Annotated in this window: 20 protein-coding genes; 5 read left to right on the forward strand and 15 right to left on the reverse strand. The window is 42.4% G+C overall.

The annotated features are described in order from the left end of the window. Nucleotides 1–12 precede the first annotated feature (12 nt). From DACSA_RS05785 to DACSA_RS05805, 6 genes are all read right to left on the reverse strand, one after another. Entirely contained in the window at nt 13–1641 is a 1629-nt protein-coding gene (locus DACSA_RS05785) for an HlyD family efflux transporter periplasmic adaptor subunit (protein ID WP_015228849.1), read from the reverse strand. 23 nt (nt 1642–1664) lie between these two features. Beyond that, nucleotides 1665–4694 carry a peptidase domain-containing ABC transporter gene (locus DACSA_RS05790; protein ID WP_015228850.1) on the reverse strand — a complete coding sequence of 1010 codons (3030 nt, stop codon included), beginning with the start codon at nt 4692–4694 and terminating at the stop codon, nt 1665–1667. After that, the gene (locus DACSA_RS05795; RefSeq protein WP_015228851.1) at nt 4694–5446 is read right to left on the reverse strand and encodes a peptidylprolyl isomerase; all 753 of its coding nucleotides are present in this window, start codon (nt 5444–5446) and stop codon (nt 4694–4696) included. The genes DACSA_RS05790 and DACSA_RS05795 overlap by 1 nt, the downstream gene beginning before the upstream one ends. A gap of 104 nt (nt 5447–5550) precedes the next feature. Further along, the gene (locus DACSA_RS05800) at nt 5551–6297 is read right to left on the reverse strand and encodes a hypothetical protein (RefSeq protein ID WP_015228852.1); all 747 of its coding nucleotides are present in this window, start codon (nt 6295–6297) and stop codon (nt 5551–5553) included. Nucleotides 6298–6545: 248 nt separating this feature from the next. After that, the gene (locus DACSA_RS20340) at nt 6546–6716 is read right to left on the reverse strand and encodes a hypothetical protein (RefSeq protein ID WP_156800677.1); all 171 of its coding nucleotides are present in this window, start codon (nt 6714–6716) and stop codon (nt 6546–6548) included. Nucleotides 6717–6876: 160 nt separating this feature from the next. Then, entirely contained in the window at nt 6877–7893 is a 1017-nt protein-coding gene (locus DACSA_RS05805) for a permease (protein WP_015228853.1), read from the reverse strand. A gap of 340 nt (nt 7894–8233) precedes the next feature. Here DACSA_RS05805 and DACSA_RS05810 point away from each other — a divergent pair, with 340 nt between their 5' ends. Then, a complete protein-coding gene (locus DACSA_RS05810; protein ID WP_015228854.1) occupies nt 8234–9400 on the forward strand; it encodes a DUF3747 domain-containing protein in 1167 nt (388 codons plus the stop codon). 133 nt (nt 9401–9533) lie between these two features. On the opposite strand, the gene DACSA_RS05815 is transcribed toward DACSA_RS05810, so the two are convergent. From DACSA_RS05815 to DACSA_RS05835, 5 genes are all read right to left on the reverse strand, one after another. Then, nucleotides 9534–10043 (reverse strand): rhodanese-like domain-containing protein, encoded by a 510-nt coding sequence (locus tag DACSA_RS05815; RefSeq protein WP_232225217.1) that lies wholly within the window; start codon nt 10041–10043, stop codon nt 9534–9536. A gap of 2 nt (nt 10044–10045) precedes the next feature. Beyond that, nucleotides 10046–10564, reverse strand: a complete 519-nt coding sequence (locus DACSA_RS05820) for a DUF3122 domain-containing protein (RefSeq protein WP_015228856.1) — start codon at nt 10562–10564, stop codon at nt 10046–10048. Nucleotides 10565–10662: 98 nt separating this feature from the next. Then, nucleotides 10663–11160, reverse strand: coding sequence for a DUF3122 domain-containing protein (locus DACSA_RS05825; RefSeq protein WP_015228857.1), 498 nt, complete (start codon nt 11158–11160; stop codon nt 10663–10665). Then, entirely contained in the window at nt 11157–12053 is an 897-nt protein-coding gene (locus DACSA_RS05830) for an ABC transporter ATP-binding protein (protein WP_015228858.1), read from the reverse strand. The genes DACSA_RS05825 and DACSA_RS05830 overlap by 4 nt, the downstream gene beginning before the upstream one ends. A gap of 3 nt (nt 12054–12056) precedes the next feature. Continuing rightward, nucleotides 12057–12830, reverse strand: coding sequence for an ABC transporter permease (locus DACSA_RS05835; protein ID WP_015228859.1), 774 nt, complete (start codon nt 12828–12830; stop codon nt 12057–12059). 27 nt (nt 12831–12857) lie between these two features. Between DACSA_RS05835 and DACSA_RS05840 the strand changes: the two genes are divergently transcribed. Next, on the forward strand, nt 12858–14804 hold the full coding sequence (locus DACSA_RS05840) for an FAD-dependent oxidoreductase (protein ID WP_015228860.1): 1947 nt from the start codon (nt 12858–12860) through the stop codon (nt 14802–14804). Nucleotides 14805–15048: 244 nt separating this feature from the next. Here DACSA_RS05840 and DACSA_RS05845 read toward each other — a convergent pair whose 3' ends face one another. Beyond that, nucleotides 15049–15423, reverse strand: a complete 375-nt coding sequence (locus tag DACSA_RS05845) for a hypothetical protein (RefSeq protein WP_015228861.1) — start codon at nt 15421–15423, stop codon at nt 15049–15051. 610 nt (nt 15424–16033) lie between these two features. Between DACSA_RS05845 and clpP the strand changes: the two genes are divergently transcribed. Together clpP and DACSA_RS05855 are read left to right on the forward strand one after the other, a co-directional pair. Then, nucleotides 16034–16633 carry an ATP-dependent Clp endopeptidase proteolytic subunit ClpP gene (clpP, locus tag DACSA_RS05850; protein WP_015228863.1) on the forward strand — a complete coding sequence of 200 codons (600 nt, stop codon included), beginning with the start codon at nt 16034–16036 and terminating at the stop codon, nt 16631–16633. 53 nt (nt 16634–16686) lie between these two features. Further along, nucleotides 16687–16962: a helix-turn-helix transcriptional regulator gene (locus DACSA_RS05855; protein WP_015228864.1), complete on the forward strand. Its 276-nt coding sequence runs from the start codon at nt 16687–16689 to the stop codon at nt 16960–16962. Between the two features lie 13 nt (nt 16963–16975). Here the strand turns inward: DACSA_RS05855 and DACSA_RS05860 are convergent, their stop codons facing one another. After that, the gene (locus DACSA_RS05860) at nt 16976–17989 is read right to left on the reverse strand and encodes an MraY family glycosyltransferase (protein ID WP_015228865.1); all 1014 of its coding nucleotides are present in this window, start codon (nt 17987–17989) and stop codon (nt 16976–16978) included. Nucleotides 17990–18049: 60 nt separating this feature from the next. Between DACSA_RS05860 and DACSA_RS05865 the strand changes: the two genes are divergently transcribed. Beyond that, a complete protein-coding gene (locus tag DACSA_RS05865; protein WP_015228866.1) occupies nt 18050–19789 on the forward strand; it encodes an ABC transporter ATP-binding protein in 1740 nt (579 codons plus the stop codon). Here DACSA_RS05865 and DACSA_RS22045 read toward each other — a convergent pair. Continuing rightward, on the reverse strand, nt 19781–19993 hold the full coding sequence (locus DACSA_RS22045; protein ID WP_156800679.1) for a hypothetical protein: 213 nt from the start codon (nt 19991–19993) through the stop codon (nt 19781–19783). The two genes, DACSA_RS05865 and DACSA_RS22045, sit on opposite strands and share 9 nt — an antisense overlap. Before the next feature lie 85 nt (nt 19994–20078). Beyond that, complete coding sequence (locus DACSA_RS05875) at nt 20079–21119, reverse strand: D-alanine--D-alanine ligase family protein (RefSeq protein ID WP_015228867.1); 1041 nt, start codon at nt 21117–21119, stop codon at nt 20079–20081. Nucleotides 21120–21122: the final 3 nt, after the last annotated feature.

Here is a 21122-nt window from a genome sequence, read left to right on the forward strand (position 1 = left end):
ATCCCTTTCAGATTAACGAACATTTTTCAGGCTTTCCACCTCTTTCGTAAAGCGTTCAATAAAGAGACTAATCACCCGTCGATCTTCTCGTAATTTAATGTTAGTGCTGACCGACATTCCAGACTGTAGCGGAATTTCTCGCGCTTTTACTTTTAAGGTTTGTTGATCGAGCTTGATTTTAGCGGGAAAACGGAAGAAATCATAAGTTTCGTTAGGAGGAAGAGCATCGGAACCAATAGAAACTAATTCCCCTTCAATATCCCCATATTCGCTAAAGGGAAAAGAATCAATCCGAACATCCACTGTCATTCCTTCTTTCACAAACCCAATATCCTTGTTGGTAATAAACACTTCTGCGATTAAATTATCTTGAGGAACAATTTTCATTAATTTTTCGCTGGTGTTTGCCACAAAACCAGGGCTGGCTTTGAGATCAAAGATTTTTCCTGTAATCGGTGCTTTCAAGTTTTGATATTCCAGTTGTTGTTGCGCTTGACTCATCTGGCTTTCCAGTTCGGAAATCCGATTTTCATTATCAACCACTGCTTTTGTCAACTGGCTATCAATTTGTGCAATTTGTTGTTTATTACGAGCGATTCGATCGAGGACATCTTTTTGCGTTACCGCTTCTGTATTTTCCAACTCCTGTCCCGCTTGAGTAATATCTAATAACAGCCGTTCTTTTTCCTCTTTCAGTTGCTCCAACCGTGCTTCTTGTTGTTGTACTTTTTGCTTTTGTTCAATTTGCCGAAACTCGGAAATTCCCCCTTCCTCAAATAAAGTGGTTAATTTTTCTAACTTCTGTCGCTCTGTTTCTAACTGAGTCCTCGCATCTTTGAGTTGAATCTCCACTTGACGCAGTTGTCGTTGAATCTGTTCTCCTTCTAAACGAGCGGACTCGGTGCGAGTGCTAGATTCTCTGCTAGAGGCTTGTAACCGTTCAACTTCGTCTATACCTAAGTTTTCATCCCGTTCTCCCAAACCAATTTGAGCGCGGTAGAGACGATTTTCTTCTACTAAAGCGGTGCGATTGCGAGCCAACATCGCCACTTCTACAGGAATATCTAAACGATTAATTTCCGTTTCTACCGCCCCTGGTGCGGTTGCTGCATTGTTCATCACCTGACGATAGAAACTATTTTCCTGTTGAAGTGCTGCTTTAATGTTTTGTAAGGAGTCAATTCTAGCTTGAGCCGTTGTGGAATCATAATGGAACAGAATCTGTCCTTTTTTTACGATATCGCCGTCTTCTAGGGGTTCTCCTTTACGAGTGGGGTCTTCTCCTGGTTCAATGGTTTTATTGGTGGCAATTTCTTTAATCACACCGTTAATCGGAGACTGAACTTCCTTCACATCTCCTTGCGGTTTCAGTTGTCCTTGCGCTCCCACTGCTTGCTCAATTTTGGCAAAATAAGACCAAGTCACCCCAAAGGTAATCACTCCTAAAATTGTCCAAAGAACGACTCTGGGCCATAAGGGAGACTGTCGCAGCACGACTGATTGATCGAAGTCCTCTTCGTAGGGATTATAAGGAGTGGGAGCATCAGTTTTTGATTTAGCGAGTTGGGAACTTTTGACTTGAATGTTTCCATTTTTATTAGAAACGATTTGGTTGGAGTTTTTACCGTTGGTTGAGGTCATTATTTTTCTCCTTTTCGGGATAACTAGACGCGAGATTCTTGTTGTTGATAAAGATAGAAGTAGCGACCTTGAAGCGCCATTAATTCTTCGTGAGTGCCTTGTTCGACGATTCTTCCCGCATCCATCATTAGGATGAGATTAGCATTTTTGATCGTAGCTAATCGATGGGTAATGAACAACACGGTTTGATCTTGGAAAACGTCGGCTAAGTTACGGGAAACTTGTTCTTCGGTGGTGTAGTCGAGGGCGCTGGTGGCTTCGTCTAAAACTAGGAGTTGTGGGCGTTGCAGAATAGTCCGCGCGATCGCGATCCGTTGTCTTTGTCCACCTGATAAGGATGCTCCCCGTTCTCCTACTCTTGTATTGTAGCCACTGGGTAAATCCATAATAAATTCATGGGCGACGGCGGCTTGGGCGGCTTCGATAATTTCTTCTGTGCTTGCGTCAGGATTAGTTAAAGAAATGTTTTCTTGGACAGTTCCTTCAAATAGTAAGGGGTCTTGGGGAACAACGCCAATTTGTCGCCGTAGGGAGTACAGTTCAACTTTAGAAATGTCGTAGTTATCAATTAAAATCCGTCCCGCTTCTGGTTCATAAAGACGTGCTACTAATTTGGTGAGGGTACTTTTCCCTGCGCCACTTTGTCCCACAACGCCCACAAACTGACCTGCTTCAATATCAAGGTTAATGTTATTGAGTTGCATGGGACCGGTATTTTTAAAGCGGAAGGAAACATTCTCATAGCGAATTGCGCCTTCAATCATGGGCATGGGAATGTTGTCTCGGTCTTCTTCTCCTTCTTGGGGAGTATCTACGATGTCGCTGAGACGTTCTAAGGAAAGGGCGGTTTCTTGGAAGTTTTGCCACAGTTGCGACAGACGGAGGAGAGGGCTAGTTACATAACCCGCGATAATTCGGAAGGCGATTAATTGTCCGAGGGTGAGTTCTCCCTGTAACACTAAGTATGCTCCTAACCAAAGAACAATCAAACCTGATCCTTTGTTGAGGAAGTTACTACTGGAACTGGAAATGGTGGAGGTGACAACGTTTCTAAAGCCAGCAGAGACGTAACGGGAGTATAATTCTTGCCACCGCCAGCGCGATCGCAGCTCGATGTTTTGTGCTTTTACGGTTTGAATCCCTGATAAGACCTCTACTAGGTGAGACTGAGTGGCGGCATTGCGTTCGGCTTTGGTTCGCAGTTGACGGCGAATGGTGGGAGAGAAGAAAAAGGTTAATCCCATCAATAAGGGAATCACAGCTAAAGCGGCGAGGGTCAATTGCCAGCTATAAATCAGCATTACGGCAATATACACCACGGAGAAAATTGAGTCGAGAACAACAGTGAGAGCGGTTCCTGTTAAAAATTGACGGATGCGTTCTAGTTCGTTAACGCGACTGGAAAGCTCACCAACGGGGCGTTTTTCAAAGTACCGCAGGGGTAAACGCAGCAGATGGTCAATAATTTTTGACCCTAAACTCATGTCGATGCGGTTGGTGGTATCCACAAAGATATAGGTTCTCAGGGTGCTGAGGACGGCTTCAAAGATGGCAATCACCAGCAGGAAACCCCCTAAAACGTTCAAGGTATCGGGGCTATTTTGGACAATTACTTTGTCAATGATGACCTGAATCATCAAGGGGTTCGCCAGTCCAAACAGTTGAACGAAGAAGGAGGCAATGAAAACAAGGATTAATGTGCCGCGAAACCGTTTCAGGTAGGGAACAAACCATTGAATGCCAAACCTCTGTTGTGGGGTTTCTTTGGTGGCTTCTAAGAGGAGAAGTTGCCCTCCTTCTCCCCAGGTTTCTTCAAATTCTGCAATGGTTTTGGTGACGACTCCTTCGGCGGGAATCCCTAAAACCACTTCTCGATCGTTGCTTTCATAGAGAATGGCGAGGTCTTCTCCCCAACGGATTAAGGCGGGAGGAGTGATGCGAGGAATGGATTTGGTGGGGATTTTTGTTAGTTGTGCTTTTAATCCCAATAATTCTGTGATTGCTCCTGCTACGGGTAAGGATAGGGTTTCACTCCGTCGCAGTTGGTCGGTCAACACTCGTTTAATGACTTCCTTACGGAATGGCACTTGGAAGTATTGACTGAGCATTTGGAAGCAAGCAAAGGCGCGATCGAGTGTGGTGTTCCCGCGCGGTCGCACATGGGGATATTTTTTAATCCCGATCGTTTCCCCTTCTTGTTCGTAGTCATCAGTTCCAGGAATCACGCTGGGGGCTTCTGGAATCTCCATCCCTTCGGCGATCGCGGGGCTGACTTCTTCTTCTGCGGTTTCTGTTGACGGTTCTTTCTCTAGCGTGGCGAGGGCGTGAGGATTTAACCAGGGGAGTTGTGAGGTTTCAAACCCAATGAGACGGGCGGCTTGTTCTTCTTGCACTTCTAATGTTGTCTCGGTGCTGATTTCCAACCGACTCCCGATCGAGTAATCAGTAATTTTCCCACCGCCACTCACTAACCACAGGCGATTCTCATCTTTGAGGGGATGATCATCGGCGCTAATTTTGTTTTTCCCTGGGGGTAACGTTTGCACAATCGCTGTTTTCAGGGCATTTTCGGTGACTTGTTTTAAGTCAATCCCCCCGTGAGGTTGTCGATCTTGTTCGATCGCCAATAGGGTAAAGGCTTCGATCGCGCTACATTGGCTCTGTAAGGCTTCTCGAAAAGACTCATACTGGTTATAAAGTTCCCAAAAATCTGTCGCCTTCAAGCTCAAACAGATGGACTCTTCCGACGCGATCGCCGTTTCACAGGGCGTTCCCCGAACTAACCCCACCCAGCCAATCAAATCGCCACTTCTGGCTAACCCTAACGTGGTGGGCATTTGCGTCTTTGCTTCATACCCTAATAACCGCACTTGTCCTTCATAAACAATCTGGACTTCTGTGGGCATTCGTTCTTGCAGGGCGAGTGCTTGCCCCATTTTGTAGCGGAGGGGCTGTAGTTTTTTCGAGAGGGCAACACAGGCTTCTTGGGGAAGCTGATCAAAAGGAGATGTTTCCGAGAGGAAAGTAACGAAGTCAGTTGTGGTAAAAGTCATTATGCTACCTCAGAGGTTTCCGAGTTTAAAGGCTCGATCTTAGTAATTTTCTGGATTTGCTCTTCTAGCCATTTGCTAAAGAGTTCATTTAGAAGTTTCTGACGAGTCGCATCATCAAGTTGCGCTGAAATCAATTTTTCTAACCTGACGATAATACTCCATTCGCCGACGCGCACGGGGGGCCACAGTTGCCCCACTTCACTAGACACTAGCATTTTGGCAATTTTTTCGTGCGGGGTGGTGACAGGCACCGGACCGACAATTCCTCTGGTTTGGGCTTCGGGGCCTTCGGAATAGGTTTGCGCCAATGCTTCAAAGCTGGCTTCGTTGTTTTGGAGGCGAAAATAGAGTTCGGTTGCGGTATTGTTATCTTTGGTTCGTAACAAGGAATACACCACTTGATCAAGATCGCGTTTACGTTGGAGAAAGTAGGATTCAATTTTCGCGCCCCAGGTCTCTTGTTGAAATTTTTTGAGTTTGTAGCTGCGCACGGCGATTTTTTCAAATTCCTCTTGGTTGAGCCGATTGTGATTGAGCCAGCCTTGAATACGTTTGGGATCAGTCAGTCGGTTTTGAGTTAAATATTGTCTCTTTGCGGTTTCTATTTCTTCTGGGGAGCATTCGATTTGCGCGATCGCATGATCAATGACCAATTCTCGCAACAGTTGTGGCAACATCTGATAAGTTCTCAGATGAGACAGTAGGTTCTCTGGGAAAATCGGGGTTTCGTTAATTTTGATCACCTCGGTCATATTGTTATCCTTACGTTCCTCCAATCACTGTGATCTCTTCGCCTGCGGTTTTCCAGAACAACCAACGCCGAAGCTGGCTGTTCTAGATAACAATGGTTTTTTCGCTAGTTTGGCATAACTTGCGAGGGGAAGATACCCCCTTCGCTTTTGCCTAAGAATTGTTGATGAACAATTTTGCTAAATGTTTCGAGGTTATCAGACCAACGATCGATTTGTCCTTGTAATTGCGCGATCGTTTGACTCCCCTCCTGACTCGATCGATAATTGAAGCTCCCAGAGAATAATAAAGCTGGAACCGCTTGATTGGGCTGATTTTGCGCCCGTAACCGCACCTCATTCACACTTAAATTCAATTGACACTCTTGTAACTGATACACAAAGTTAACCGATGCTTGTGGTGAGCCATTTCCCACTTCTCGCCAGGGTCCAGGTGCAATTAATTTTTCCATAATAAATTGACGCGGGTTAGCATTTTGTTCCTTACCAAAGCTAACGATCGTTTTGGGAGCGACGCTAACGGTTTGGTAATCTGCTTTTGCGAACTTACTCACAAATTCTTTCGCCACTGTTGGCGCAGAAACGGCTTTTGAATTTTGGGCATTAATTGGTTCAGCAAAGGTAATATTCCGTTGTTGAGCGACAATATTAACGCCATTTTTAAAATTTAAACGCGCTTGTAATTGATTGAGAACGGGCTGTTTTGCTAATTCCCAGTCTGCAGGAATTACTCCCAAAGAGCGCAAATTGTCTAACGTTAACATTGTCGGATTCAAATTTTTAGCCGAGAGCGTAATCGCTAACTCTTGAATATCCATCGGCTGTGTCAACGGATTAGAAGCTGCATCTACCATAACTTTTTCTTAACCTTATTCCTAACGATCGAGTTCCTTATAAGAGGGTATCGGAAAACTGACCCTTTGCGTGTATTTTTCCGATAATTTTTTATATTTTATCCAGTGGTCTTGTTGAAAAATCAATAAAAAGCCCCCCAATTGTAACGGGAGGCTTAATGTTAATTGAGGCAATCACTTTTTAGGCGGTCGTATCTAGGGCTTGAATGTTGTTAAACACATCTTGTTGTGTCAGATCACCAGTTTGGCTAACATCCATATGTTAGGAGATCGTCGATTTCTTGTCGGGTTAAGTCTAAGGTTTCTGGTGCGCGATCGCTCAATAATAATATTTCGATCGCGACGGTTTCATTGGGGGTTAAAGACCCATCCACACCATGGAACGTCTCCACGGGAAACCCAACACCAATTCTAAGCAATTACCCGAACCTAATATAAGGAGATTTTTCCCCTAATCCCCCAATTCTGGGGGAAATTATCAAGCAACTTTTTTGCCCCCTAATCCCCCAATTCTGGGGGACTTTTTCAGGGGTTTTAAAAAATAAGATTATATTATTGAAATCAACGATCACAAAACAATTAACCTGATAGATAGCTATAGGTTAGGGTGAAAATAAAGACTAATTGAGCGACAATTGCAAACAGATAAAAAATGATTCTTGGTGGAAAAACTGATAAAAGTAAGCCCACACTTTTGAGATCAATCATCGGACCAAAAACTAAAAAAGCTAATAAAGAACTGGTGGTAAATGTGGCGGAAAAGGACAGCGCAAAAAAAGCATCAACGGTAGAACATATCGAAATCAATCCTCCTAACAACATCATTACTAAAATTGAACTGACTGGGCTTTGTCCTAATCCTAAAATTAAATCTCTCGGTGTGAAAACTTGAACTGTTGCAGCAAAAGCACTACCTAAAATTAAAATTCCTCCTAATTCTCTTAATTCCTGAGTTAGGTTATTTATAAATGTTACGCCATTAGCTTTACTAAAAAAATTCGGACGACTGCGAACTCTTTCGATGGTTTGTAACGGTACAGGTTGACCTGTAGAATTAAGAATAAATGTTCCTGATTGCAATAATTGTGATTGCTGTGGTTGAGGTTTAGAATTAGTTTTAACGTCTTTATAGTAATATTTTAATTGTCGAGCAAGGGTCGGTTGTAACAGTTCTTTCACATCTTTTTGAACATTAAAGATACAACTAATAATTATCGCAATTAATAAGGAAAATAAGACTCTTAAGCCGACGATTTCAGGTTGACCTCGAAAGGCGATCCAAGTTGACCAAATAACGATCGGGTTAATGGTGGGAGCGGCTAATAAAAACCCGATCGCGACAGAAATCGGAACTCTTTGTAAAAGTAAACGACGAGCAACGGGAACGTTTCCACATTCACAAACAGGGAAAACAAAACCAACTAAACTTCCCATTAAAGCCCCTAAAATCGGATTTTTGGGTAAGGATTGAATCAGTTGTCCTTCATCAATAAATAGAATTAAGAAACTGGATAAAATGACTCCCATTAATAGAAAGGGAAAAGCCTCAACGATTAAACTGAGAAATAAGGTAAAGGTACTCGATAGTTGACTCATCATTCTGTGTTGTGTAATTCTTAAATTAAGATGTTGGGTTACGATTTCTCTCCACCCAACCGACATGATTGGCTGTTAAATTAAGATGTTGGGTTACGATTTCTCTCCACCCAATCGACATGATTGGCGTTGGGTTTTGGGTTAGCTTTTCCCAACTTAAGTTTCGGAAAGTGTGTGAAGCTGAAAAAATTGGACTGAGATTTAGCCGAAATAACATGAAAGAGAGTAATATAAGTTGATAAAAACAGGTTACAATCAGCACGATTCCTTTTGACCAGACAGTCAAAGGAAAAACAATGCAAGTTCCAACCTAATTGATGAGTTTATCGTAAACAGTCTTATGCGCTTAAAACAATTTACGGCTTCAGCTACAGCTACGGCTCTGGCAACAATTTTGACTTCCCAACCCAGTGAAGCACAAACCTTTGGAGCAAAAGATGTTCCTCAAAATGATTATGTTGCGGTAGCCGCTCCTTTTGGTCAAGATAACTATCAACTGCTCATTATTGAACAAAAATCAGATGAAAAAGCCTGTTGGAGTGAAAGCGGTTCTAACCCAGTTGTGGTTGATCCACTTTTACTAAATTTCAATTTTAGCGGTATCTGTGGACGTGCGACGGATAGTAATGGTTATTCGATTCGTATTGACGGACAAGATTATGGTTTAGATTTGTTGTTACAGGTAGTGGAACGAAATAATGAGTTACTCTTAGTGGGAACTCCTCGTGGCGCTCAAGGTGAGGAAGTTGTAGTCGGAAGCACGAATGGGATGGCTGATGGCTATCTGAAAATTCAGTTAAATCCAGAGTGGAATTTTGCGAAACGGACTTATGAAGATCGAACCCTCGGTCATGTTTATTTAGCGAAGACGACTGGAGAGCAACCGATTGATGTTCCTTTTGCTGATGTGCGGCGTGATATTTACCGCGAAGAAATTGCAACGGCGGTTTCGATGGGGTTTGTCTCTGGCTTTCAGGATAATACGTTTCGCCCAGAAGCAGAGTTAACGCGAGAACAACTGGTTTCGATCGCGATCGAAGCCTTAAAAGCTGTTCCTGAACTGAATTTAACGGTTTCAGAGCAAACGAATAACGCTCCCTATCCCGATGTTAATGCCGATCGGTGGAGTGCGGGAAAAATTCAATGGGCGAAAGAAAATGATATTGTCAGTGGCTATCCTGATGGTAGTTTCCGCCCTACGCAACCTGTGACTCGTGCGGAATTAATCGCAGTAGAAAATAAAGTTGCTCAATATGCTCGTAACCAGTTGGGAGAAATGGGAGACCTTCCTAATACGCAAAATCCGATTAGTTTTAGTGATACTAGCAATCATTGGGCAGCGGATTTAGTCACTCAAATGTCTGCTTATTGTGGTGTTGCGTCTCCATTGAACGAGTTGGGAACAAATTTTGCTCCTGATCAGCCTGCTAAACGGAATTACGCGGCGGCTGCGACGGTGAGAATGCTCGATTGTATTACTGACTCGGAAGCGGTAGGTTTGAACTAATCAGAACTCATACCATTTTGATTAAAACGTAGGTTGGGTGGAGGTAACGAAACCCAACACTAAGAAGTAGGTTGGGTGGAGGTGACGAAACCCAACAAAATTTGTCATTGGTCACTGTTCATTATTACTATAATTAACGGTTAAGTGATTTTCCTGCGGCTTTCCAGCCTTGAACACTGGGAGGATATCCCAAAACATTGTCATATCCAAGAAGATGTAAGGTTGCAAGCCCGATCGCGGTACGATAACCTACAGAACAATATAAAATCACAGGCTTGTCTGTGGCAATTTTGTCCTGTTTTTTCGCTAAATCTCGCAAGGGAATATTAACTGCATTTAAAATATGTCCTCTTGCATATTCTAAAGGTTCACGAACATCAATTAATTGCGCGTTTTCTTTTTCTACCAGTCTTTCAATTTCATTGACATCTTTTACCCCATAAAATCCTCTCGGAATTTCGGTGAGAAAATTATCCACTGCTTGTTCTATTTCTGGAGAAACGGTTGCTGCTAAAACCTGATTAAGATGAGAGTTATTAGCTACAAGGTTAGTGAATCCTCCCACCCAAAAGAAAAAACTAAGAGAGATTGCTAGTAATTGTTTCCACATTTTTAAGACTCCTTTTTGATTCGTTGCTTTCACTATTACTGTTTTTGTGCTACTTTTTTCCATTCTTGAATGGATAGGGGAGAAACTGGCATTTCCAGCGTTTTTCCGTCTGTTGTGGGGACAGAAAACACTACTTCTAAAGCGTTGGGTAATTCGGAAATAATCTCTTCAAAATCATATTGACCAATGTTACCTGTCGGAGCTTGATCAACAAAAGCCTTTGCGGAAATATCTTCTGCGTAAAACGTTTTTCCCGTTGGCACTTTTACGGTTAAGGGTTGAGGATGAGCAATTTTTGTTCTTCCTGGAAAGCCAGAAAGACGAATTGTAAAATGTTGTTTTTCTTCTGCTTTAATACGTTGAAATCCGATCGCTTGCCAGGCTTTATTCTGACGATCAAATAATTTTTGTCTTGATTGATAAACGACTTGATTTTCTCCTTCTTCTATCTTCGTTATTTCAGCGTTTGCCGCTTGTGCTACTATACCATTTAATCCTAAGACGAGTGCCATTAGTGTCACTCCTAAGACCAATTTACGAAATAATAAAGTCATTTCTTTACCTTTTAACGACTGACTTTTAACAACTTAATAGTTATTTAATCAAGATAAATCCATCTTAGGTTGTATATCGACAGCAGTATCAGGAAAAATTAATTGTTACCAGCAACAATTTTCCATTCTAAAATGATCACCCCTGGAACTTTTAGGGTTGTCATTTTTCCATCGGGAATTTTTAGCAGGAGATTCTCGTTTTGGGAAAGTTCGCTAATAATCTCGGAAAGGTTATATTGTCCAACGTTTGGCGCTGGAGAGTTTTCTGCAAATAAATCTTCCGCTTGCCAAGCTGCCCGATCGGTTTCTAAAATTAATGGTGCAGGATGGGTGATTTCTGTTTGCTTGGGAAAACCGACTAATCGCAGTTTAACTTTTCCTTTGGTGTCTCCTTTTTCTCGCTTAAACAGCACAATTTGCCAAGATAGTTTTTGGGAATCTTGTAATTGATTCAGGGATTTATAAAGGGTTTGTCCATCTGTTTCTTCTACTTTCCGAACTGCCGCTTCGGCAAAATTAGGAAATAGTAAAAAAAGGCTGAATAAGAAGGTGAAGCTAATTAAAAATAGTGATTGATGGGGAATTCGTTTTTTCATGGTTGACTTTGCATTATTTCTAAATAGATATGTTCCAAGTTAACGGGTTGACGGGTAATTGATTCGATCGAGATTCCTGTAAATTCATCAATAATTGTTTTTAAGTCTTTAGTTTCAGGAAGCCAAAACGCTAATTGCTTTCCATAATAGCGAGAAACATACCCTTGTTCTCTTCCTCGTTGAATTGCTTTCTCTGTTTCTAAAGTTTGAATTAATATAATTTCTTGGGCTGTAATCACTTGTCTTAAACTGTCTAATGTTCCCTCAGCGATCATTTTTCCCGCTTTAATTATTCCGATGCGTTGACACAATTTTTCCGCTTCATCAAGTAAATGAGTCGTTAATAAAATTGTCATCCCTTCTCTTTGTAACTCCTGAATTAATCCCCAAATTTCATAACGAGTTTCAATATCTAATCCTGTTGTTGGTTCATCTAAAATCACTAATTGCGGTTCATGGACTAACGCCACAGCAATGTTTAAACGACGTTGCATTCCCCCACTGAGATCAGCAACAATACTCTTAGATCGATCGAGCAATTTCACCGCATTTAAACACCAATCAATCCGCTCTTTTCGCTGCTTTCGACTCAACCCATATAATTGAGCATAAAAATTAAGATTTTCCTCACAAGAGAGACTTTTATAGAGTAAATTTTCCTGCGGCGCGATGCCAATTAAAGGTTTAGTTTCTTCAGAAATCGGTTGTTGATTAAACTCAATTGTGCCAGAATCCCGTTCTAATAAATTACATAAAATATTGATAGTCGTAGTTTTTCCAGCACCATTGGGGCCCAATAACCCATAAACCTCTTGTGGATAAGCAGTCAGAGACAGATTTTTTAACACCTCTCGTGACTGATAACGCTTAGAAAGTCCTTCAATTTTCAACACCAATTATAATCTCCTTTCCCGTCGTAACATTCCCTGATAAGACAACCAACCGCCTCCCATCATCAAGAAGGTAAACACCAATAAAAACCAAAAATGAAATTGAATCGCTGCGAAGGTTTCCCCTTCTCCCCAAAGTCCTAATAATGCCTCATTTTGATGATAAATGGGATTAAATCGAGCAATCTTAAGCAAACCTTCAGGAAAGAGAGAAGCAGGGAGAAATGTTCCGCCTAAAATGAGTAAAGGAACGCCAAACGCAGCCACTAAGGCATTGACATCTTCTGTGCGACGGGCGAACTGAGTCCCCAAAATGAACCCTAAGCCCACATAAGAAGAAATGCTCATTAAAATGACAAATAGACCCAAAAACAAATACTGTTCAATACGGACTCCTAAAAATGCAGCGACTAAATACACGAGTATTCCTTGACCAATTCCGATACAAGCATGGGCGAGAAAAATGCCCAAGAAGTAGGATAAACCACTTAACGGGGAGAGGAATAAGCGTTTGAGTGTGTTTTGTTCTCTCTCTGCAACCACAGTGGCGACACTTCCCCCTAAACAACTAAAAAAAAGCGCTGCCCCAACTAATGTCACTGGTGCAGCTTGTTTAAAGGCTTCGGCTGTGGATAAATTAGCCCGTTCTGCCAAAATAAAACCATTTAGCAACAAAATTGTCATGGGGAAAATCCCCCAAAAAATTAAACTGCGTCGCCGTCGTCCTAATTCTAATAAAATGCGTTGGGCGACTGCGGTAGTTTCACGCCAATATTTCATCGTGTGAGGAATTATCCTGTTTTTTTTATGGATCAACGTCAATCATCTAATTTTCCCTTACTTTCGTCAATTTCTCGTCGCCGACTTCTACAACTGTTAGGGGTGGGAACTGTGACGGGTGCGATTGGTTACTCTCGTTTCGCTAAACCACAGCCTGCGATCGCGCAAACCAGTGATTTAACCCTACCAACCAAGCTACAATCCCAAAAAAGCGTGGTGGTTGTCGGTGCGGGTTTAGCAGGGTTAGCCTGTGCTTACGAACTCAGTCAACGGGGGTTTCAGGTAACTCTCTTGGAAAAATCCCCTCAACTCGGTGGTAAAATTGCCAGTTGGGACATTCAAGTGGGAGAGGAATCATTTCGCATGGAACATGGGTTTCATGGCTTTTTCCCCCAATACTATAATTTCAATGGTCTTTTAGAAGAACTCCAGATCAAAAATAATCTTCACTCTCTCGATTTTTATTCTGTCGTCTTTCGTAACGGGGAATATAACCCAGAAAATTTCCGTCCTAACCATTCTGCTTTTCCCTGGAATATTGTCGATTTAGCGATTTCTTCCTCAAATCGTCTCCGTTGGGGAATTAATTTAACTGATCCCAAACATTGGGAGGTTTTTCGAGAAATTGGTGGTTTTAGGATTCCCAATAGTTTTCAACGTTTGGATGATGTTTCCGTTGCGGAATGGATACAGGGAAGTTTTCCGCGAGGATTATATGATCTTTATTTTCTTCCTTTTGCTAAATCTAGCTTGAATGCACCAGAAAAGTTAAGCCTTGGGGAATTAATGCAGTTTTTCCATTTCTACTTTTTTGGAAATCCCGAAGGGCTGGCGTTTAATGGCACAAATGATGATATGGGTACCAGTATTGTTACTCCCATCGCAGCGGCCATAAAAAATAACGGTGGTCGGATCATAACAGAAGCGGAAGTCACGCAACTACAATGTCAGGAGAACAAAATTGTTAGCCTTCAGTATAAGGAAGGAACAGCGCAACCAAAAGCCCCTTTCTGGGTGGATAAAAATCCTCATCTCAGTGATGACACTGTAGGTTATTATGGGGCGGGCGATCGCGTTTACACCACCACAGAAGAGGAAACCGAAGCGATTTCTTTAACCTGTACTCATCAGGGTTGTACGGTGAAAAGACAGGAAAATGGTCAATTTCTCTGTCCCTGTCACGGCTCATTATTCGCTGCCGATGGTAAAGTGTTAAGTGGTCCGGCGCAGCAAGATTTACCGCGTTTAAATGTGGTCAAAAAAGAGACTGATGCGGTGCAATTGGTGGGACAGAATCCCGATGACAGTGGAGAACACACTTTAAATGCGGATTATTTTGTCTTCGCCACTGATGTTCCTGGGGTGAAACATTTGTTTTCCCTCGCAGCAGGTGAAATTAATCCGCAAGCCAGTCAACAAATTCAGGAATTAGCAGTGGCTGATCCCTTTGCTGTGGCGAGATTCTGGCTCGATCGAGATTTTGCATGGGAACATAGCAATTTTTCCTCACTTTCTGGCTATGACCTCACCGACAGCATCTGTCTTTATCATCGCATCCAAACCGAATATATCGCCTGGCACGAAAAAACAGGCGGCAGTGTCGTGGAATTACACGCCTACTGTTATCAGGAAACGGAATTTCCCGATCAAGTATCACTGCTCGATCGGTTTGAGAAGGAACTTTATGAGATTGTTCCCGAATTAACCCAAGCGACAATGTTACATCGAGAATTAGTGAATCAGAAAAACTTCTCTGGCTATCCCCCTGGAAGTTACGCCAATCGTCCTGAAACGGAAAGCGAAATTCCGAACCTTCTCTTTGCAGGAGACTGGGTAAAAATGCCATTTCCCTGCGGTTTAATGGAACGTGCGGTTAGTAGTGGATTTTTAGCTGCGAATGGGATTCTAAGCAAACAGGGATTACAGCAACGGAAATTATTATCAGTGCGACCAGAAGGGATTTTTACAATTTAGATAAATAACAACAAAAACAACAGCGTAGTTGATCTACGCTGTAAATTTTTTACCCTAATTTTAGGTTTAGGTAATTGCTTATATGAAAACCAAAAAGAACGCTACACACCAATTTCTTTTCCCCCCTTAATAAGGGGGGTTAGGGGGGATCACAAAGGTGTTGATTTGTAGCAAACATGGATAGATTTCGTATTATAATTGGTGTTGGGTTTCGTAAACTCCACCCAACCTACGTTTTGTCAGATTACTGTTTTACTAAGCCACAAGTAATCGGACAAGCCGCAAACTGAGCCGTTTGTTTTAGGCTTCCTTTGCCATGTAACCAGCGTAACCAACTGACTTCTTGAGGGTGGATTCCTTTCAGAGTTAAGCCAGCAGCAATTAAGAAGATTGCTCCGATATTAATGCCAATTACACTACTAGCAACCAGTAAAACCGCACTCACGGGTAAAAGGGATTGAAGCGCGATCGCAAAGACGGAAGTAATCGCTGTGATGACGGCGACTAAAGGAAATCCTACCACTAAAAAGCACACGGTAAGAGTAAAACACCAAATCCCAAAGCTCTTGATAATAGCAAGTTGATTTTGACCTAAACCTTGTTTTTGAGTTAATTGCATTGATTTGACCTCCAATTTTTTAAAGACAGAATTATAAATTTCTTTTTTTTTATGCGGTTACGACCGCTTCACCTATTAACAACTCAGTATAGCGATGACCTTGATGAAGATGAGTGATTAGCAATATAACTTTACACAAAAGGGAAAGTTTTACTTAATTTCTCAGGTTAGTTGCGAGCAAGTCGGTAATACAGACCACTTTTATTAATTTCTCTTAATGTTTCTGAAGCCTTAGTATTGTTGCTTTTTTTGAGATGGATTGGGCGATCGCGCTCCTAATTATTGTTTTTAATCACACTTTACATAACTTCATAAATGAGAGGCTTTTTTTAAGAATTCACCAAGTAAGTAGGTTGGGTGGAGTTTACGAAACCCAACAGCAATCAGTGCGACAGTTACATCTTGTAGGGTGGGCAAGGCAAACCGTACGGTCTTCATGAATGAGAGGCTTTTTTTAAGAATTCACCAAGTAATAACAATTTAAAAGGTAGATGTTACATCTTGTAGGGTGGGCATTGCCCACCCTACGGTCAATGAGATTTCTAGCGTGAATTGGGAATTTCGTTACAATTGATTCAACGAAGACAATTCAAACTTAAAAGCGAAACGTATGATCCCTACCGTAATTGAAACCTCTGGTCGTGGCGAACGCGCCTTCGATATTTATTCTCGTTTGCTGCGAGAGAGAATTATATTTTTAGGACAACAAGTAGATGATGAAATTGGGAATCTGATTGTGGCGCAAATGCTCTACTTAGAAGCAGAAGACCCAGAAAAAGATATTTATCTCTACATTAACTCTCCTGGTGGCTCGGTAAGTGCAGGATTAGGGATTTTTGACACCATGAACCAAGTCCGTCCAGATGTCTCTACAATTTGTTTAGGACTGGCTGCAAGTATGGGAGCTTTTCTCCTGAGTGCGGGTGCAAAAGGGAAACGTTTAAGTCTTCCTCATTCTCGGATTATGATCCACCAACCTTTGGGAGGAGCGCAAGGTCAAGCTACTGATATCGAAATTCAAGCTAAGGAAATTCTTTACCTTAAACAACAGTTGAATCATTATTTATCTGAACATACGGGTCAACCGTTGGAACGTATTGAAGAAGATACTGAGCGTGATTTCTTTATGTCTCCTCAAGAATCAATGGAATATGGTTTGATCGATCGCGTCATTGAACGTCGTCCTTCTGCTAGTAATCCACCGACTTAAGGCTTAGGTATAGGGGGGAATAACCCCCCGTATTATTTGAGGAGGATTAAAGGATGAATAAAAACTTAACTCCAGCCAGAATCGTAACCCCTGGGAAAATTTTAAATCGAGAATTAGAAGCACGGAATTGGACAAAAGATGATCTAGCTGACAAAATGGGGTATCCCCTAGAAAGCATTGAGACAATTCTTAATGGGGACAAAGAAATTACAACTGAAATCGCAAATGATTTAAGCAAGACTTTAGAAATATCTTCTGAGGTGTGGATCAATTTAGAAACCAACTACCGTTCTTATTTAGCGAAGAAAGCCAGTCCGATTAAAAACTAATTTTTAGTAATTTTTAAGACTTACTCATTGACAGAGGTTTCAACAAAACAACTTCTCCCAGCGCGATCGAGGCGATGACAAGCAAAACCGTTATTCCCGCCCCAAATAGTCCCCAGAAACCAATTAAAACCGCACTGAGAGCGGTTAGCATCATATAAGCAAGAGCAACTTGCTGATGTGACCATCCCTGTTTTTGTAATCGTTGATATAAATGAGTGCGATGAGCCTGAAAAATGTTTTCTTGACGAAGCAACCGACGAACTAAAGTATAAATTGCATCACCAACCAGAGGCAGAATCACCGCAATCGCTGACCAACCTGTTTTCGCATCAAGATCAGGAGCAAGCAGTGAGAGTGAGATTGTCGCACCTAAAACCGTGCTACCAGCATCTCCCATGAAAATTTGAGCAGGAGACCAATTCCACCACAAAAAGCCCATCAGAGCGGCGACAAATACCCATAAAAAAGGTTCATGGAGATAAATGGCGAGAAAGCTCATTTGTACCATCGTTACGCCAGCCACTAGCCCATCTAATCCATCCATAAAATTATAGAAGTTGATAAACGCAGTAAACGCAATGACAGTCAGGAGAAACGCAACGATCGTTCCGACATTCCCAAAGGAATTGAGCCAAGGTTGGGGGAAGGGATGGAAAAGACTGACTGCAATTCCCGCCGACAGCATTTGTACAAGATAACGGATGCTGGCTTTTACCCCTTGACGATCATCAATAATTCCCACGATCGTTAGAGGAATCAGGGGAAGGGAGAAGAAAAGCCATTGTTGAGCGGTTAAATTGAGCCGAAAATCCGAGCATTGTAGGGAAAATGATAAAAATAGCGCGATCGCGCAGGTGGTGGCAAAAGCGATAATAAAGCCTAATCCTCCCCCTCTCGGAGTCGGTTGAGTGTGGGAACTTCGATCGTTCGGAATATCTAATAGGAGTTGTCCAAAACGGCGCTTGAGGAAAGCAACTGTCACCAGACTGAGGGCAAAACCGAGAAAACAGAGAGAAAATAAAACCATATTTTTTGCCACAAAAAGATTGATTTCTACGAGAATGTTAAATTTGTTAAATTGTATAACATGGCACACTCACGTTTACAAAAACTTATTTCTTACTTGCGCCCCCACCGGAAACGAATGCTCATGGGCATTGGGGCGTTATTAGCGGTTAATTTACTGAGCGCAGGGATTCCCCTTCTGATTCGGGATAGTGTTGATCAGTCTTTTGAGAGTAATCTTTTTTGGTACTATGTGGGAGCGATTATTCTCCTTGCTTCTTTGATGTGGGGGTTACGAATGCTCTCTCGTATCTGGATTTTTGGGGTCGGGCGTAAGGTAGAGTATGACCTGAAACAAAACATCTTTGAGCATTTACTGCGCCTTGAACCCGCTTATTTTGCAATGAATACGTCGGGAGATTTGATCAATCGGGCGACCAGTGATGTGGATAATGTCCGCCGTCTGGTAGGGTTTGCGGTGTTGAGTTTGGTGAATACGGTATTTGCTTATGGGATTACTTTACCGTTTATGTTGTCGATCGATGTGCGCTTAACCTTACTGGCGATCGCCCCTTATCCATTTATTCTCGTGGCTGTACAACTATTTAGTCACAACCTTAGCGCTCAACAACAGGAAGTCCAAGAAAATCTTTCTGATATCAGTCAGTTAATTCAGGAAGATATGAGCGGCATTTCTCTAATTAAAATTTATGCACAGGAAGACAATGAACGACAAGCCTTCTCGGAAAAAAATCAACGTCTGTTGCGATCGAATCTCAGATTAGCACGCACTCGCAACATTTTATTTCCTGTAATTGAAGGGTTAGCCTCCCTGAGTTTACTGTTTTTATTAGGAATTGGCTCAAGAGGAATCAGTGGCGGTGATATTACTAACGGTGATTTTGTGGCGTTAATCATTTATGCACAACGTCTCGTATTTCCGATCGCCCTTCTTGGCTTTACCATTACCGCGTATCAAAGAGGAGCAGTGAGCGTCGATCGAGTGGAAGCCATTTTTAACGCCAAACCCCAAATCGAAGACAATACCGAGGCGATTTCCCTCCCCATGGAAACGGTGAAAGGACATTTAGAAGCCAAAGGACTGACCTACACTTATCCGAATGCCGAAAAGCCCGCTCTCTCTGATGTTAACTTTACCATTCAACCAGGGGAAGTGGTCGCCGTAGTGGGATCAATTGGTGCGGGAAAATCAACCTTAGCCAATAGTCTTCCTCGTTTATTGGATATCGGAGAAGGACAAATCTTTTTAGATGGATACGATATCACCAAAATTCAGTTATCTGATCTCAGACGCGCGATCGCCTACGTTCCGCAAGATAGCTTTTTATTCAGTATGACCGTTGGTAATAACATCGCTTACGGCGATCCTTATGCTGACTCATCATTCATTGAAACTTCCGCAAAAGAAGCACAAATTCACCCAGAAATCTTGAATTTCCCGAGAAAATATGAAACCATTGTCGGGGAAAGAGGAATCACCCTTTCTGGTGGACAACGGCAACGGACTTCTTTAGCAAGAGCCTTATTAATTGATGCACCAGTGTTAATTTTAGATGATGCCCTTTCTAGTGTGGATAATCGCACCGCAACGGATATTCTGAGCAATTTATCAACGGGTGTGGAAGGAAAAACAGTTATTTTTATTACCCATCAATTATCAGCAGCCGCGCAAGCCGATCGCTTGTTAGTGATGGATCAAGGTAAGATTGTACAGAGCGGAAGTCATCAAGAACTGTTACAACAAGAGGGCTTGTATAAATCACTGTGGCAACAACACAAACTAGAAGAAGTCTTAAAGTAGGTTGGGTGATAACCCAACACCAATCAGCAAGGGAGACAAGGGAGACAAGGGAGACAAGGGAGACAAGGGAGACAAGGGAGACAAGGGAGACAAGGGAGACAAGGGAGACAAGGGAGACAAGGGAGCGATTTTTCTTCCCCATCTTCCCCATCTTCCCCATCTCCCCCGATTCCCGATTCCCGACTCCCGACTCCCGAACCACACCAACCAATGGACTTTTTCAGCAAACCCTAATTGGTTATCGCCCCCAAATCCTCACTTCGCTCCGGCCAATTCTGGGGGCTTAAATTTAAACACTAAGATAAAGTGAACCATGCGCCACACGAGTTTTCTGAGACGCATTATTCCAAATCTCAAACACCACATCTTCTAGATTCTCTCCATCCGCGAGAAGCATCCGCGAAATCATACTAATTTCGCCAAAAGACCAAAATAAACCTGCTTCTAACAAATATGGTTCATTGGTGATTTCATGGATGCGGAAATCAAAAAGAGAGTAATCCCGACACCCTAAAGCGATATGCGCCTTTTTCGCTGCGGTTGCGATTTTCTCCCACAAATCTGGCGTTACTTCCGCCGGACATTGCGGTTTCGCTACAGGTTTTTCTGGTTGTCTTCCTGGTGTTCCATCCGCTTGTAGGTCATATTTATCATGGACAGTGCGAATGGGATGATTTTCTGGGAAAATATATTCAATCATCGATCGAGGCACAAATAACTCCCCATCCCGTTCAATTACTCCGACACGCAATTCTCGTCCTGGAATATAATCTTCTACTAGCAAAGTTTCATCAAACTCAAACCCTTTGTTTAAGGCGGCGGCGAGTTCATCTTCACTTTTTACCAAAGTCAACCCTAACGAATTATCTTCGGAATTGGGTTTGACAATAAACGGCGGTTTCATGGTGACAGTATCTCCCGAACGCACGGCTTGACCTTTTGCGACTTTCACTCCCATTGCTTCGACCACATTCCGAGTTTGTGCTTTATTACTCGCCAAGGCGGTACAGTGTGACGGTGAACCCACGATGGGTAAACCGAGTAAGTCTTCAAAAAAGCCCCGAAAACTGGTCATCCCTGGAAAACAAAACAAGTGAGGAATGACGACATCTATTTCTGGTAACTGACGAATCATTTCCTGAAGGGAGAGTTTTGGCGATAAATCATCTAAAGCACTCCCTAGCTGCCAAACGCCTTGAGGATGGACAATGGCATAATAACTGCTGACACCCTTGGGTTGAAGAACTTTTTGGGCGTAGATCATGGAAAGATTATAGTAAAATTCGGAAACGCTAGACCCTGCTAAGTGTAAAACTCGTAATGATGACATGAG

It is taken from the genome of Dactylococcopsis salina PCC 8305, from assembly GCF_000317615.1.
In the GTDB taxonomy this organism is placed as follows: Bacteria; Cyanobacteriota; Cyanobacteriia; order Cyanobacteriales; family Rubidibacteraceae; genus Halothece; species Halothece salina.